Raw genomic sequence first — 14,125 nt, forward strand, 5'->3', positions numbered from 1 at the left:
CCCGCCTCAGGTCTTCCTCATCCTCCGTGGAGCCGTCCCTCATGAAGCGTGCCCGCCTTCTCCCCGCCGCCGCCCTGCTGGTGCTCTCCCCGCTGCTGCTGACCGCGTGCGGCTCGGACGACTCGTCCTCCCCGGCCGGCGGCTCCGGGCGGCAGGCCTGCCGGGCGCCCTCCGGACGGCCGACCGGCTCCGGCCGCCCCGGCGGGTTTCCGTCCGGCGCGCCCTCGGGGGCCTCCACCGCCAGGCCGTCCGGCGCGCCCTCGGGGATGCCGAGCGGTGCGCCCAGTGGTGCGCCGGGCGGCGTGCCCGGCGGCGGTGAGGGCGGTCCCGGCGGCGGTCGGGGCGGCGGCTGCGGCGGGCCCGGTGGGCAGCCGGAGGGGCAGGCCGGGGGACAGGCGCGGCAGGGCTGACGGGACGGGAGGCGCCGGACCGGTGGGGCGGGTCAGTCCAGCCAGTGGTGGCGGCCGATGCTGATGAGCCTCAACTGCCGCCGGGCGAGCAGGGTGACGCGCTCCCGCTCGTCCTCCGGCGCCTCCAGCGACTCCAGGAACAGGGAGGCGGTCAGCAGCATCTGGTCCACATAGAGGTGCGCGAGCATCCGCAGGTCGTCCTCGTTCCAGCCCCGCGCCTCCGGGTCGTTCGCCAGCTCGGCCTTCACCTCCTCGGCGAAACGGGCCAGTTGGTCGCGGATGGCCTCGCGCACCGGCTGGACTCCGCCATGTCGCTCACGGGCGATGAAACGGACGTGAGCGGGGTACGCGTCGACGTGGCGGGCGATCAGCTCGACGGCGCGCGTGATGCGCTCCCCGCTGTCGCCGGCCGCGGACACCGTCGTCCGCACCATCGGATGCAGGCTGCCCAGTGCCTCGTCGACCAGGGCCACGCCCAGGTCGGCGGTGGAGCGGAAGTGCCGGTAGAAGGCGGTCGGGGCGACGCCGACGGCCCGGGTGACCTCGCGCAGGCCGAGGCTGCTCAGACTCTGCTCCTCCAGCAGTACGAGCGCCGCGTCCAGAAACGCCTGCCGCGTCTTCTGCTTCTGGGCCTGCCGGATGCCGAGGGTGTGACTCATGTCATCCAGTTAACAACTGTTCTCTGGAATTGGGAAGCCGGGAGAAGCGCTAGACTCTAAGTCAGTGAACAACTGTTACTACAACTGTTCACCGAAGGTTCACACGCGAACAACACGAGGCAACTCGGAGGGGGGATCTCATCCCATGCTGTTCCTCGTCGCCGCACTCATGCTGCTCGGTGTCGTGCTGGGCACCGTCGCCCACGCGCCGCTGACCGTCACCGCCGCCGCGGCCGCCGTCATCGCCGTCTGGCTCGGCATCTTCGCGATCCGCGAGCGCCACGGCCGCCGCCGCCACACCTCGGCCAACTGACCGTCCGCACCGACTTCCAGGAGCTGAGCACCATGCAACTCACCGCACCGGCCTCGGGCCGCACGGAGAACCGCCCGGCCACGCGGGACGCCGACGGGATGGCCGTGGCGTCCTTCATCCTGGGCCTCCTCGGCCTGCTCGTCCTCAACGTCTTCCTCGGCCCGGTCGCCATCGTCCTGGCCGCCGTCGCCCTCTGGCGCGGCACGTCCCGCCGTGGCCGTGCCTGGCTGGGTCTGACCCTGGGCGTCGCCGACCTCGCGGTCCTGGGCCTCGCGATGGACTTGTCCAACACGGTGTCCTGGAGCCTGTGAGGCGACCGGCGTGCCGCCGTCGCCGCCGGGCCCGGCCCCGGCACGGGCGAGGTGCGCCCGGGGGCGGCCGAGGTCACCGTGACGGCGCCGTAGAATCGGCGTCACCATGGCTTACCTCGACCACGCCGCGACGACCCCGATGCTCCCGGAGGCGGCAGAGGCGCTGACCGCCCAGCTGAGCATCACGGGCAACGCCTCCTCCCTCCACGCGTCCGGCCGCACGGCCCGCCGCACGGTCGAGGAGTCCCGCGAGACCCTGGCGGAGGCACTGGGCGCCCGCCCCAGCGAGGTGGTCTTCACCTCGGGCGGCACCGAGGCCGACAACCTCGCGGTGAAGGGCCTGTACTGGGCCCGCCGCGCCGCCGACCCGGCCCGCACCCGGGTCCTCGCCAGCCCCGTCGAGCACCACGCCGTCCTCGACGCCGTGCACTGGCTCGGTGAGCACGAGGGCGCCACCGTCGAGTACCTCCCCGTCGACTCCCACGGCCGCGTCCACGCCGACGCGCTGCGCGAGGCCATCGCCCGCGACCCCGGCAGTGTCGCCCTGGCCACCGTGATGTGGGCCAACAACGAGATCGGCACCGTCATGCCGGTCCGCGAACTGGCCGACGTCGCGGCCGAGTTCGACGTTCCGCTGCACGCCGACGCGGTCCAGGCCTTCGGTCAGGTCCCGGTCGGCTTCGCCGACTCCGGTCTCGCCGCCCTCACCGTGTCGGGCCACAAGATCGGCGGCCCGTACGGCATCGGCGCGCTGCTTCTCGGGCGCGAGTACACCCCGGTGCCCGTCCTGCACGGCGGCGGCCAGGAGCGCCACGTCCGCTCCGGCACCCTCGACGTGCCCGCCGTGGCCTCCTTCGCGGTGGCCGGCAGGCTCGCCGCCGAGCAGCGCGACTGGTTCGCCCGTGAGATCGGCGCCCTGCGCGACCAGTTGGTGGAGGCCGTCCGCGCGGCCGTACCGGACGCGATCCTCGGCGGCGACCCGGCGCCCGGCGGCCGCCTCCCGGCCAACGCCCACTTCACCTTCCCCGGCTGCGAGGGCGACTCCCTGCTGCTCCTGCTGGACGCCCAGGGCATCGAGTGCTCCACCGGTTCCGCCTGCACCGCGGGCGTCGCCCAGCCCAGCCACGTGCTGCTCGCCACCGGCACCGACCCGGACCTGGCCCGCGGCACCCTGCGCTTCTCCCTCGGGCACACCTCGACGGAGGCGGACGTGGAGGCGGTCGCCAAGGCCATCGGCCCCGCGGTGGAACGCGCCCGGGCGGCCGGACTCAGCTGAGCGGCGTGCGTCGGGCCACGGGGCCCGGCGCACGCCGAAGACCTACGAAACGGGTTCCCTTCGCCGGTATTGCCCGGATCAGGTGGCTGGGGGTCGCCTTCCGGTCCAGTCCCTGCGACCTTCCGGCCTCTCAGTCCTAGCGCCGACGTCGGCCCCGGCGGAAGCCTCGTGCCTCTCGCAGAAGTCGGCTACGCCGCTGTAACTCCCTCACTCGTCCCGTAGGCCTGCTCCCAGGATAGAACTTCTCCTTTCGGGTAAAAAGGGGCGAAACCTTGATTCTTTCCAGGCGATCACCTCGCCTGCCGCACCAGCCCCATGTAGCGCTTCCAGTCCCAGTGCGGCCCCGGATCCGTGTGGTCCGTCCCCGGCACCTGCACGTGCCCGATGACGTGCTCCCGGTCGCGGGGGATGCCGTACCGCGCGCAGATCGCGGCCGTCAGCCGCGCCGACGCGGCGTACATCGCGTCCGTGAAGGAGGAGGCGTCCTCCACGAAGCCCTCGTGCTCGATGCCGACACTGCGCTCGTTGTACTCCCGGTTGCCGGCGTGGAACGCCACGTCCAGCTCCCGTATGAGCTGGGTGACCCTCCCGTCCCTGCGCACGATGTAGTGCGCCGCGGCGCCGTGCGCCGGGTCCTGGAAGGCCCGCACGGCGCTCTGGTAGCCGCCCTGCGTGACATGGACGACGACGCGGTCCACGGTGTAGTCGTCCGGGCGGTCGGCCCGGCGGTAGTTCGCCGGGTCCGCCGCGGTCCAGCGCGCGCCCCGGAAGTCCACCGCACCGGCCACCCGTGACTTCTCCACCCCGGGCAGCCGCCACCACACGTGGGACAGCTCCTCCCGGGCCAGCGCGGCCGTGCCCACGGCGGCCGCCAGCCCGCCGATGAGCAGCGCCCGCCGCCCCGGCCGCCGGTCCGTGTCGGTCATGGCCACCCCCGCCTCGTGCCTGTCCCGTCCGCTGTGATCGTCAACGGATGCACGACGGCCGGGGTTCCCGCGGCCCCGTACCCTGGAGGGGTTATGACTGAGACCTCGCAGCGCCCCCTCCGCGTCCTCGCCGCCATGTCCGGCGGCGTCGACTCCGCCGTCGCCGCCGCGCGTGCCGCGGAAGCCGGGCACGACGTCACCGGCGTCCACCTCGCGCTCTCCGCGAACCCGCAGTCCTTCCGCACCGGCGCGCGGGGCTGTTGCACCATCGAGGACTCGCGCGACGCCCGCCGCGCCGCCGACGTCATCGGCATCCCGTTCTACGTCTGGGACCTCGCCGACCGTTTCCGCGAGGACGTCGTCGAGGACTTCGTCGCCGAGTACGAGGCCGGCCGCACCCCCAACCCCTGCCTGCGCTGCAACGAGAAGATCAAGTTCGCGGCGCTGCTGGACAAGGCGCTCGCCCTCGGCTTCGACGCCGTCTGCACCGGTCACTACGCCCAGGTGATCACGCGGGAGGACGGCTCGCGCGAGCTGCACCGGGCCTCCGACATGGCCAAGGACCAGAGCTACGTCCTCGGCGTGCTCGACGAGCGGCAGCTGGCCCACGCGCTGTTCCCGCTCGGCGACACGGTCACCACCAAGGACGAGATCCGCGCCGAGGCCGAGCGCCGGGGCCTCGCCGTCGCCAAGAAGCCGGACTCGCACGACATCTGCTTCATCGCCGACGGCGACACCCAGGGCTTCCTGGCCGGCCGGCTCGGCAAGGCCGAAGGGGACATCGTCGACGAGTCCGGCACGGTCGTCGGCTCCCACGAGGGCGCGTACGGCTTCACCATCGGCCAGCGCAAGGGCCTGCGGCTGGGCACCCCGGCCCCGGACGGCAAGCCGCGCTACGTCCTCGACATCTCCCCGGTGAACAACACCGTGACCGTCGGCCCGGCCGCCGCCCTGGACGTCACCGCCCTGACCGCGGTCAAGCCGCGCTGGTGCGGCACCGCCCCGGCCGGCCCCGGCACCTACACCGCCCAGCTCCGCGCCCACGGCGGCGAGACCGAGGTGACGGCGGAACTCGTCGACGGCACCCTCGAGGTGTCGTTCACCGAGCCGGTCAGGGGCGTCGCCCCCGGCCAGGCGATCGTGCTGTACGACGGCACGCGCGTGGTCGGCTCGGCGACGATCGCGTCGACGGTGCGGGCGCAGGCCCCCGTGGCCTGAGGACACCCCGGGCGCCCGGCGCCCGGACCCTACTCCCAGTCCCAGGTCACGCCCACGTGCCCGGGACGGATCTCGGGCTCCACGATGTGCACCGTGCCGTGCGCGTTCAGCGTGAGGTCGCCGAGGAACTCGGGCGGCGCCTGCACCGTGGGCCGCCCGAACCGCCGGCACCGCACCGGCAGCGCCGCCCGGTCGAAGGCGACCTGCAGCACATAGGCGCCGCCCGCGTAGTTGAAGCCGCGGTAGTACTCGTGGCTCGGCTCGCCGGTGCCGTCCTCGAACCGGTACCGCATCATCGCGGTCTCACCCGCCGCGAGCCGCGCGTCGAACAGCAGCTCCACGGCCACCATGCCGGCCTCCGGCGCCCGGCGTACCCGCCCCACCCGGCAGTTCTCCAGGCCCACCGCCCGCATCCGCCCGGTGTCGCAGCCGATCTCGCCGCAGTGGATGGCGACGTAGCGGTCCATGCCGTCCCGGTGCGCCCGCACCACGTGCTCGGCCTCGCGGCTGGCCAGCCGACGCTCGGCGTCGATCCGCACCCGCTCGTACTGCAGCACCGTGTGCAGCCCGCCGTCGCGCGGCGCCTCCAGTTCGGCGAGCAGCCCTTCCAGCGCCGAGTCCGGGCCGACCAGCATCCGGAACGGCCGGGCCACCGGCTGGTCGGCCGGCGTGCGCGGTCCGAGCAGCCGGGTCAGGGCGTGCTCGGGCAGCTCCAGCACCTCCTCCAGCGCGGACACCGCCCGCAGCGACTTTGGCCGGTCCGGCCGGCGGACGCCGCGCTGCCAGTAACTCAGGCTGGTGACGCCCACGCTGACGCCGCGTTGCTCCAGCCGGTGCCGCACCCGGTGCAGCGCCAGCCCGCGGGCCGTCAGAGCCGCCCGCAGGGCCACCGCGAAGGGTCCGGTGCGCAGCGCCTCGGCGAGCCGTGCCTCCGCGTCCGGTCCGTCGGGCTGTGCTCTCACCAAGGGAGCCTCCCTCCGCTGTGGCGTGAATGTTCACTTCCCGGACCGCGGCCGGGCCGAGGGCGCCGCGATGCTACCAGCGGTAAGAGCCGCGGCGTTCACAGTCGTACGCGATTCATTCACACCTCGGTCCGGGCGGGGGCGACGGGCGTTGACCCTGCATCGTCACTCCCCGATGCTCGTCCGCAAGCGTCCGGACGCGCTCCTTCCGCCCCGGCCCCGACCTCTCATCAGGGAGGACCGCTCCATGTCTGCAACCCATTCCCGCCCACCGCGCCCACGCGGCGGACGCGGCCCGGCCGTCGCGAGCCGTCTGCTCGCCGCCCCCCTCTCGCGGACCCACACGCGCCACGGAACCGGGGCGTGAGCGCCGTGCACCGGATCCACGCCCTGATCCGTCCGGTCGCCGCCGGAACGCTGGCCGCCGCGGTGCTCGTGCTGAGCGGCGCCGCCCCCGCCAAGGCCGCCCCGGCCGCGCACCGGGCCCCGGCGGTGCCCCGCGCCTACAGCGCCGCCCAGATCGCGGCCGCCCGGGCCGTGGCCGGCAGCGACAGCACCCTCGACGTGCTCCGCCGGTTCTTCGCCGCCGCCCCGGACCACGCCACCCGCGCCACGGCATCCCCGCGGGCCGCCAGGGCGCTGGCCGCGCCGCACCTCACCGGCTACGGCACCACCGTCTACACCCTGAACGCCGACTTCGTCGCGGGCCGCGAGGACGTGCCGGTCGCCGAGCCGGCGTTCGTCGCCATCGACGCGGTCTCCGCGACCGGGCGGCTGGCCTCGGTGTGGACCGCCAGGACCGGGCGGGGCTGGCGGGTGGTGAACATCGCCTCCGGCGCCGCCGAGACCACGTACGCAGCCAAGGCCGATGGCCGCGGCACCGTGTTCCGCGAGCCGCGGATCAACGCCTGGTACCTGCTGCGGGGCGACCGGGTGCTGCCGCTCGACGCCGGGGCGCGGGCCGTGGTGGGCGAGCACGGCACGTCCGTCGCCCGCTACCGGCACCACGTCCGCGCGTCGTACGCGTCCCGGCCCCCCGGGTCGGCGCACGACCGGGACGGCCGCGTCGGCGGCTCCGGCGAGGAGGCCGCCCGGGCGGCGGCCGCGGCCCCGCCGGCCGGCCGGAAGTCCGGCACGGACGCCACCACCCTGGCCGGCCTGGGCGTGGCCGGTGCCGGCCTCACCCTGGGCCTCGCCCTCACCGGGCGACGGCGAACCGAAGACCCCGGAGCGCGGTGACCTGGCCCCACCGTGTTCCGAGGGGTGCGCGCGGTACGACGGCCCCACACGTCGTCGGCACGCACCCAGGGGTGGGTCCGGGGAACGGCCCCCACGGGGCCCGGACCCACCCCGGAGACAGGGCCCGGACGGCCCACGCAGGACCCCGGTCACCGGGAACGGCGTCCTCCCCACAGACGCCGCTCCCCCCGGAGGATGAGACCGGGAACCGGCCCTCACGACCGTCCGGGCCCGCCCCGACCGGCACGCCGGCGCATCGGCACAAGCGGACCCCGCTCCGCGGGACTCCGGTCACGGGAGCCGGGACCCGGACGGTGCCCTCCCCAGGGGGTGCCGTCCGGCCCGGGAGGCGGACTGTGCGGGCGTCCGGGCTCGCCTTGAAATGGCGGACCGGCGCAAGCGCCCCCGCTCCGCGGGACGCCGGTCACAGGAGCCGGGACCCGGACGGCGTCCTCCCCAGGGGGCGTTGGTCACGGGACCCGGTCGGCGCCCTCCCCACGGGATGCCGTTCCGCCCGGGCCGCGTCCTCCGCAGGACGCGGCTCCCGCTCGGAGGGTGACTCCGGGAGGCGGCCTGTGCGGGCGGCGTGCGGGCTCGCCCGAGGGCGGGCCGGGGTCGTGCGCCCCCCCCCAAGCAGGGTCCCGGCCTCGCACGGAGGGGAGCGAGGCGGGGGCGACCCTGACGCTGCCCGGACCCACCTCGGGGGATGGGTCCGGGCAGTGACCCCGAGAACGAGGACGGGTCCGGAGCACCGCCCCACCGGGCCGGACCCGTCCTCACGCCCACCGGATCAGGGCTCGTCCGAGCGTCCACCGGCCCCGGGTTCGTCCGCGCCTCCACCGGGCCGGGCCCGGCGGCACGGCCGAGCGCTCAGCCGGTGAAGAACTCCACCAGGACCGGGGCCAGTACCTCCGGTTCCACCGCGTGGGTCTGACCCTCCAGCGTGAGATGGGTGCCCCGGGGCACGGTGCCGGCGACCGCCTCGGCGGCCTCGCGCATCCACCCGGGGCTCGCGCCGCCCGCGACCGACAGCACCGGCACGGAGACCGCGGCCAGCCGCTCCCGGGGCAGCAGTCCGTCACCCAGGACCGCGTCGTCGTACGCCAGGCTGGGCGCGACGGACTCCATGCCGGCCCACATCGGTGACTCGCGCGCGCTGCGGATCGTCTCCTCGCCGAGGCCCGTCAGCCGCAGGAACAGCTCCACCGCGTCCCCGCGCCGGCCGTCGGAGAGCGCCGCCCGCAGCCGCTCGGTGTACGCCCGCTTCCCGGCCCCGCCGTCCAGGAAGTCGGCGAACGGCACCTCGTACACGGCGGCCTGAGGGACCGGCAGGCCGCTCGCCGCCGCCTCGAGCACCAGCGCGCCGCCCGAGGAGACCCCGAACAGACCCGCCGAGCCGCCCACCGCGTCGATCAGCGCGGCCAGGTCCTCGACCTCGCGCTCCACCGCGTACGGTGCCGTGTCACCGCTCTCGCCGCGGCCCCGGCGGTCGTAGACGACGGCCGTGCAGTGGTCCGCGAGCCGGTGTGCCAGGGGCGCCACGGTGCCGCCGGTGGACATCGCGCCGCTCACCAGGATCACCGCCGGACCCCGGCCGATCACTTGGTACGCGAGGGAGGTGCCGTCGCGGGAAGTCGTCTTCTTGTCCATGCCCGTGCAGACTGCCGCACGGCGCGGGACTCATCGGTCACGACACGTCGGTGTCGTGAAGAGTCACGTTTCTTCGACTTCCTCCACCTCGTAGAAGCACAGGTGGTCCTTGATCGCGGCCACGTCGGGTTTCGGGTCCGGGTACGCCCAGACCAGATCGGGCGCGTCCGGCAGCGACCAGTAGGAGGCGGTGCCCTTGAACGGGCAGACGGTGTGGGTGCCGGACGGCGTCAGCAGATCGAGCCGGACGTCCTCGGCGGGGATGTAGTACCGCACCGGACAGCCCGTCTCGCGCAGCAGCAGGGGCCGGTCGGTCTCCGCCAGCACCTGGCCGCCGTGCACCGCGCGCACGCGCCGCTCGCCCTGCTCGATGGTGATCGTGTGTCCTCGGGTCATACCTGGACAGCGCCCGCGGGCCCGGACTTCTTCCCGCGTACGGTGGACCGCATGAACATCTGCGTCTTCCTGTCCGCCGCCGACCTCGACGAGCGCTACACCCGGCCCGCGCGCGAGTTCGCGGAACTGCTCGGCAAGGCCGGCCACACCCTGGTCTGGGGCGGTTCCAACGTCGGTCTGATGAAGGTCGTCGCCGACGGCGTGCAGGAGGCGGGCGGCAGGCTGCTGGGCGTCTCCGTGGAGTTCCTCGCGGCGAAGGCGCGCCCCGGGGCCGACGAGATGGTGATCGCCGCCGACCTCGCCGAGCGCAAGAGGCTGCTGCTGGAGAAGGCCGACGCGGTGGTGATCATGGTGGGCGGCACCGGCACCCTGGACGAGGCCACCGAGATCCTGGAGCTGAAGAAGCACGGCCGCACCGACAAGCCGGTGGTGCTGCTGAACACCGCCGGTTTCTACGACGGCCTCCAGCAGCAGTTCCGCCGCATGGACGAGGAGGGCTTCCTGCCCCGCCCGCTCGCCGAGCTGATGTTCTTCGCCGAGGACCCCGCGGCCGCGCTGGCCCACCTCGAGGAGTCGCGAGCGGCCGGCTGATGCGAGCATGGCGCACATGGCTACTCATGTGATCACCGGGGCCGGCTCCGGCATCGGCGCGGCCGTCGCCCGCCGCCTGCACGCGCGCGGGGACGACGTCGTCCTGCACGCGCGCGACGCGGGCCGCGCCAAGGAGCTGGCGGCCGAGTTCCCCGGGGCCCGCACCCTGGTGGGCGACCTCGCCGACCCCGACAAGCTCTCCTGGGCCTTCTCCCACCAGACGCTGCCGGATCGGGTCGACTCGCTCCTGCACATCGCCGGAGTCGTGGACCTCGGCGAGGTCGGCGAGCTGACCCCCAAGTCCTGGCGCCACCAGCTCAACGTCAACCTGATCGCCCCCGCCGAGCTGACCCGGCACTTCCTGCCCCAGCTCCGCGCCGCCCGCGGCCATGTGATCTTCGTCAACTCCGGAGCCGGCCTGAGCGCCCACGCCGGCTGGTCCGCGTACGCCGCGTCCAAGCACGGCCTGAAGGCGCTGGCCGACTCCCTGCGCCAGGAGGAGCACGGCAACGGCGTCCGCGTCACCTCCGTCTACCCCGGGCGCACGGCCAGCCCCATGCAGGCCAAGGTCCACCACCAGGAGGGCAAGGAGTACGACGCCTCGCGGTGGATCGACCCCGAGTCGGTGGCGACCACCGTCCTCACCGCGCTGGATCTGCCGAGGGACGCGGAGATCAACGACCTGACGGTGCGCCCGGGCCGCTGACCGCCGGTCACCCGGGGGCGTGAAGGCTACGTAGGCTTCACCCCGTGGACGAGAACATTCGCTTCGGTGGGGCAACCGGGATCGGGTCGATGCCGGGCGGGGACGCCCGGGAGGCCGCCAGGACCGTCACCGGCAGCTTCGAGGACTTTCCGTTCCTGCCCGAGCTGCCCGCGCGCGGGCCCGGCGCCGACATGATCGGGCGCACCGCCGGGATGCTGGTCGAGCTGTACGCGCGCGTGGAGCCCAGCGGCTGGCGCCTCGGCGACCGGCCGGGCCGGGACACCAAGCGGGCCCGGTCCTGGCTCGGGGAGGACCTCGACGCACTGGAGGAGTTCACCCAGGGCCACGAGGGCGACCTCAAGGTGCAGGCCGTCGGGCCCTGGACCCTGGCCGCCGCCCTGGAGCTGAGGAACGGGGAGTCCGCGCTCTCGGACCCGGGCGCCTGCCGCGACCTCGCCGCCTCACTGGCCGAGGGGCTGCGGCTGCACCTGGCCGAGGTGCGGCGCCGCGTCCCCGGCGCCCGCGTCGTGCTCCAGCTCGACGAACCCTCGCTCACCGCCGTACTGCGCGGCCAGGTGCGGACCGCCAGCGGCTACCGCACCCACCGGGCGGTGGACCGGCAGCTGGTCGAGGCCGCGCTCCGGGACGTGGTCGCGGTGCACGACGGCGGTCCGGTCGCCGTCCACTCCTGCGCCCCCGACGTGCCGTTCGCCCTGCTGCGCCGGTCCGGCGCCGACGCGGTCTCCTTCGACTTCTCGCTGCTCACCGAACGTGACGACGACGCCGTCGGCGAGGCCGTGGAGGCCGGCCTCCGCCTGTTCGCCGGTGTCGTGCCGGGCACGGACGGCCCGTTGTCAGACCCTGCCGGTAGCGTCATGGGTGTCAGGACGCTGTGGCGCAGGCTGGGGCTGCGTCCCGGGCTGCTCGCGGAAGCGGTCACGGTCACCCCGGCATGCGGTCTCGCGGGTGCTTCACCGGCGTACGCACGCCAGGTGCTCGCCCACTGCGTCCGGGCGGCGAGATCCCTCGCGGACAACCCAGAGTAACGGGAGGACGACACGGTGGCCGGCGACAAGCAGCAGGCGGAGACGGCAGTGCCCGCCGAGGCACGTGAGAACCACGCGCAGCTCGCTGAGCAGATCGAGGAGCACCGCTTCCGGTACTACGTGAAGGACGCCCCCGTCGTCAGCGACGCGGAGTTCGACCAGCTCCTCAAGAGCCTGGAGGCACTGGAGGAGCGGTACCCGGAGCTGCGCACGCCGGACTCGCCGACCCAGAAGGTCGCCGGATCCTACGCGACGGAGTTCACCGCGGTGGAGCACCGCGAGCGGATGCTCTCCCTGGACAACACCTTCAACGACGAAGAGCTGGCCGCCTGGGCCGACCGTGTCGCCAGGGAACTGGGCGAGCAGGAGTACCACTTCCTGTGCGAGCTGAAGGTCGACGGCCTCGCCGTCAACCTCACCTACGAGAACGGCCGCCTCACCCGCGCGGCGACGCGCGGCGACGGCCGCACCGGCGAGGACATCACGCCGAACGTCCGGACCATCGCCGACATCCCGGACCGCCTGAAGGGCGACGACGTCCCCGCCCTGGTGGAGATCCGCGGCGAGGTCTACTTCCCGATGGAGAAGTTCCTCGAACTCAACGAGCGGCTGGTCGCGGCCGGGGACAAGCCCTTCGCCAACCCCCGCAACGCCGCCGCCGGTTCGCTGCGCCAGAAGGACCCGCGCGTCACCGCCACCCGCCCGCTGCACATGGTCGTCCACGGCATCGGCGCCCTGGAGGGCTTCACGGGCATGACCCGCCTCTCCCAGGCCTACGACCTGCTCAAGACCTGGGGGCTGCCCACCTCCGGGCACAACCGGGTGGTCGACGACCTCGACGGCGTACGGGAGTTCATCGCCCACTACGGCGAGAACCGGCACTCCGTGGAACACGAGATCGACGGTGTCGTCGTCAAGCTGGACGAACTGCGCCTGCAGGGGCGCCTCGGCTCCACCGCGCGGGCGCCGCGCTGGGCGATCGCCTACAAGTACGCCCCGGAAGAGGTCAACACCAAGCTCATCGACATCAAGGTGGGCGTCGGCCGCACCGGCCGGGTCACGCCGTACGCCCAGGTCGAGCCGGTCACGGTCGCGGGCAGCGAGGTCGAGTTCGCCACCCTGCACAACCAGGAGGTCGTCAAGGCCAAGGGGGTGCTCATCGGCGACACCGTCGTCCTGCGCAAGGCCGGTGACGTCATCCCCGAGATCCTCGGTCCGGTGGCCGACCTGCGGGACGGCGGCGAGCGGGAGTTCGTGATGCCGGGCGAGTGCCCGGAGTGCGGGACCCCGCTGCGGCCCATGAAGGAGGGCGACATCGACCTCCGCTGCCCCAACGCCCGTACCTGCCCGGCCCAGTTGCGCGGGCGCCTGTCCTACCTCGCGGGCCGCGAGTGCCTGGACATCGAGCACTTCGGCGACGTGGCCGCCGCCGCGCTGACCCAGCCGCTGGAGCCGGCCGACCCGCCGCTGGCCGACGAGGGCGACCTGTTCGACCTGACGGTGGAGAAGCTGCTGCCCATCCGGGCCTACGTGCTGGACCCGGACAGCGGCCTGCCCAAGCGCGACCCGAAGACCGGCGAGGACAAGGTCGTCGCGGTCTTCGCCAACCAGAAGGGCGAGCCGAAGAAGAACACGCTGGCGCTGCTGGAGAACATCGAGGCGGCGAAGACCCGTCCGCTCGCCCGCTTCCTGAACGGTCTCTCCATCCGGCACGTCGGCCCGGTCGCGGCCACGGCCCTCGCGCGCGAGTTCCGCTCGATCGACCGCATCGAACAGGCCACCCAGGAAGAGCTGGCCACCACCGACGGCGTCGGCCCCATCATCGCCACCGCCCTCAAGGAATGGTTCGCCGAGGACTGGCACCGCGAGATCGTCCGCAAGTGGAAGGCCGCCGGGGTCCCGCTGGAGGACGAGTCGTCCGGTGAGGACGAGGGCCCGCGCCCGCTGGAAGGGCTCACCGTCGTCGTCACCGGCACCCTGGAGAACTTCACCCGGGACGGCGCCAAGGAGGCACTGCAGAGCCGCGGCGCCAAGGTGACCGGTTCGGTCTCGAAGAAGACCTCCTTCGTGGTCGTCGGCGACAGCCCCGGATCGAAGTACGACAAGGCGATGCAGCTCAAGGTTCCCGTCCTGAACGAGGCAGGTTTCGGCGTCCTGTTGGAGCAGGGGCCCGAAGCGGCGGCCGAAGTCGCGCTTCCGACCGAGGAGTAGCGGTTGAAGGCCACCCGATCGGTGCATATCAGATGCATACGGGTGGCCCGGGCGTATTCGGGCAACCGTTGACGACCGCTGCCCGAGGAAGCCTTCCGCGGCCTACTGTTGAGCTGTGCGCCCGCCGTGCCGAACCGCGGCCGGGGCATCCCCCTGTCCGCCAGGGGCACGGGGAAAGGATTGTTCGACGCGGAGCCGCTGATGGTTGTCG

The 14,125-nt window shown here is 73.7% G+C and carries 15 protein-coding genes; 10 read left to right on the forward strand and 5 right to left on the reverse strand.

What is annotated here, in order from left to right:
* The first annotated feature begins 41 nt into the window (after window positions 1-41).
* The gene (locus ACWCPN_RS19305; protein ID WP_451207522.1) at window positions 42-410 is read left to right on the forward strand and encodes a hypothetical protein; all 369 of its coding nucleotides are present in this window, start codon (window positions 42-44) and stop codon (window positions 408-410) included.
* 32 nt (window positions 411-442) lie between these two features.
* On the opposite strand, the gene ACWCPN_RS19310 is transcribed toward ACWCPN_RS19305, so the two are convergent.
* On the reverse strand, window positions 443-1,069 hold the full coding sequence (locus tag ACWCPN_RS19310; protein ID WP_199212097.1) for a TetR family transcriptional regulator: 627 nt from the start codon (window positions 1,067-1,069) through the stop codon (window positions 443-445).
* A gap of 145 nt (window positions 1,070-1,214) precedes the next feature.
* Between ACWCPN_RS19310 and ACWCPN_RS19315 the strand changes: the two genes are divergently transcribed.
* The 3 genes from ACWCPN_RS19315 (at window position 1,215) to ACWCPN_RS19325 (ending at window position 2,969) form a co-directional block, all read left to right on the forward strand.
* Window positions 1,215-1,382: a hypothetical protein gene (locus tag ACWCPN_RS19315; protein ID WP_199212098.1), complete on the forward strand. Its 168-nt coding sequence runs from the start codon at window positions 1,215-1,217 to the stop codon at window positions 1,380-1,382.
* 32 nt (window positions 1,383-1,414) lie between these two features.
* Complete coding sequence (locus ACWCPN_RS19320) at window positions 1,415-1,693, forward strand: DUF4190 domain-containing protein (RefSeq protein ID WP_199212099.1); 279 nt, start codon at window positions 1,415-1,417, stop codon at window positions 1,691-1,693.
* Between the two features lie 106 nt (window positions 1,694-1,799).
* Entirely contained in the window at window positions 1,800-2,969 is a 1,170-nt protein-coding gene (locus ACWCPN_RS19325) for a cysteine desulfurase family protein (RefSeq protein WP_199212100.1), read from the forward strand.
* Window positions 2,970-3,259: 290 nt separating this feature from the next.
* Here ACWCPN_RS19325 and ACWCPN_RS19330 read toward each other — a convergent pair whose 3' ends face one another.
* On the reverse strand, window positions 3,260-3,895 hold the full coding sequence (locus tag ACWCPN_RS19330) for an N-acetylmuramoyl-L-alanine amidase (protein WP_392295093.1): 636 nt from the start codon (window positions 3,893-3,895) through the stop codon (window positions 3,260-3,262).
* Window positions 3,896-3,988: 93 nt separating this feature from the next.
* On the opposite strand from ACWCPN_RS19330, the gene mnmA reads away from it, so the two are divergent.
* Window positions 3,989-5,113, forward strand: a complete 1,125-nt coding sequence (gene mnmA, locus ACWCPN_RS19335) for a tRNA 2-thiouridine(34) synthase MnmA (RefSeq protein WP_451207527.1) — start codon at window positions 3,989-3,991, stop codon at window positions 5,111-5,113.
* 29 nt (window positions 5,114-5,142) lie between these two features.
* Here the strand turns inward: mnmA and ACWCPN_RS19340 are convergent, their stop codons facing one another.
* Window positions 5,143-6,078, reverse strand: coding sequence for a hypothetical protein (locus ACWCPN_RS19340; RefSeq protein ID WP_451207530.1), 936 nt, complete (start codon window positions 6,076-6,078; stop codon window positions 5,143-5,145).
* Between the two features lie 360 nt (window positions 6,079-6,438).
* Between ACWCPN_RS19340 and ACWCPN_RS19345 the strand changes: the two genes are divergently transcribed.
* A complete protein-coding gene (locus ACWCPN_RS19345; protein WP_451207532.1) occupies window positions 6,439-7,314 on the forward strand; it encodes a hypothetical protein in 876 nt (291 codons plus the stop codon).
* An 870-nt stretch (window positions 7,315-8,184) separates the two neighbouring features.
* Here the strand turns inward: ACWCPN_RS19345 and ACWCPN_RS19350 are convergent.
* Together ACWCPN_RS19350 and ACWCPN_RS19355 are read right to left on the reverse strand one after the other, a co-directional pair.
* Window positions 8,185-8,964, reverse strand: coding sequence for an alpha/beta fold hydrolase (locus ACWCPN_RS19350; protein ID WP_451207534.1), 780 nt, complete (start codon window positions 8,962-8,964; stop codon window positions 8,185-8,187).
* 63 nt (window positions 8,965-9,027) lie between these two features.
* Window positions 9,028-9,360 carry a DUF427 domain-containing protein gene (locus ACWCPN_RS19355; RefSeq protein WP_199212105.1) on the reverse strand — a complete coding sequence of 111 codons (333 nt, stop codon included), beginning with the start codon at window positions 9,358-9,360 and terminating at the stop codon, window positions 9,028-9,030.
* Between the two features lie 51 nt (window positions 9,361-9,411).
* Between ACWCPN_RS19355 and ACWCPN_RS19360 the strand changes: the two genes are divergently transcribed.
* The 4 genes from ACWCPN_RS19360 (at window position 9,412) to ligA (ending at window position 13,914) form a co-directional block, all read left to right on the forward strand.
* Window positions 9,412-9,951: an LOG family protein gene (locus ACWCPN_RS19360; protein ID WP_451207537.1), complete on the forward strand. Its 540-nt coding sequence runs from the start codon at window positions 9,412-9,414 to the stop codon at window positions 9,949-9,951.
* A 7-nt stretch (window positions 9,952-9,958) separates the two neighbouring features.
* Entirely contained in the window at window positions 9,959-10,657 is a 699-nt protein-coding gene (locus ACWCPN_RS19365) for an SDR family oxidoreductase (protein ID WP_451207540.1), read from the forward strand.
* An 89-nt stretch (window positions 10,658-10,746) separates the two neighbouring features.
* On the forward strand, window positions 10,747-11,703 hold the full coding sequence (locus tag ACWCPN_RS19370; protein WP_451208042.1) for a methionine synthase: 957 nt from the start codon (window positions 10,747-10,749) through the stop codon (window positions 11,701-11,703).
* Between the two features lie 15 nt (window positions 11,704-11,718).
* A complete protein-coding gene (gene ligA / locus ACWCPN_RS19375; protein ID WP_451207542.1) occupies window positions 11,719-13,914 on the forward strand; it encodes an NAD-dependent DNA ligase LigA in 2,196 nt (731 codons plus the stop codon).
* The last annotated feature ends 211 nt before the right edge of the window (window positions 13,915-14,125 follow it).

The organism is Streptomyces sp. NPDC002386, assembly GCF_053593175.1.

Bases quoted from the DNA above. Each gene is read 5' to 3' on its own strand.
- ACWCPN_RS19305 (WP_451207522.1), top strand. From the start codon at position 42: ATGAAGCGTGCCCGCCTTCTCCCCGCCGCCGCCCTGCTGGTGCTCTCC.
- ACWCPN_RS19310 (WP_199212097.1), bottom strand. From the start codon at position 1,069: ATGAGTCACACCCTCGGCATCCGGCAGGCCCAGAAGCAGAAGACGCGG.
- ACWCPN_RS19315 (WP_199212098.1), top strand. From the start codon at position 1,215: ATGCTGTTCCTCGTCGCCGCACTCATGCTGCTCGGTGTCGTGCTGGGC.
- ACWCPN_RS19320 (WP_199212099.1), top strand. From the start codon at position 1,415: ATGCAACTCACCGCACCGGCCTCGGGCCGCACGGAGAACCGCCCGGCC.
- ACWCPN_RS19325 (WP_199212100.1), top strand. From the start codon at position 1,800: ATGGCTTACCTCGACCACGCCGCGACGACCCCGATGCTCCCGGAGGCG.
- ACWCPN_RS19330 (WP_392295093.1), bottom strand. From the start codon at position 3,895: ATGACCGACACGGACCGGCGGCCGGGGCGGCGGGCGCTGCTCATCGGC.
- mnmA (WP_451207527.1), top strand. From the start codon at position 3,989: ATGACTGAGACCTCGCAGCGCCCCCTCCGCGTCCTCGCCGCCATGTCC.
- ACWCPN_RS19350 (WP_451207534.1), bottom strand. From the start codon at position 8,964: ATGGACAAGAAGACGACTTCCCGCGACGGCACCTCCCTCGCGTACCAA.
- ACWCPN_RS19355 (WP_199212105.1), bottom strand. From the start codon at position 9,360: ATGACCCGAGGACACACGATCACCATCGAGCAGGGCGAGCGGCGCGTG.
- ACWCPN_RS19360 (WP_451207537.1), top strand. From the start codon at position 9,412: ATGAACATCTGCGTCTTCCTGTCCGCCGCCGACCTCGACGAGCGCTAC.
- ACWCPN_RS19365 (WP_451207540.1), top strand. From the start codon at position 9,959: ATGGCGCACATGGCTACTCATGTGATCACCGGGGCCGGCTCCGGCATC.
- ACWCPN_RS19370 (WP_451208042.1), top strand. From the start codon at position 10,747: ATGCCGGGCGGGGACGCCCGGGAGGCCGCCAGGACCGTCACCGGCAGC.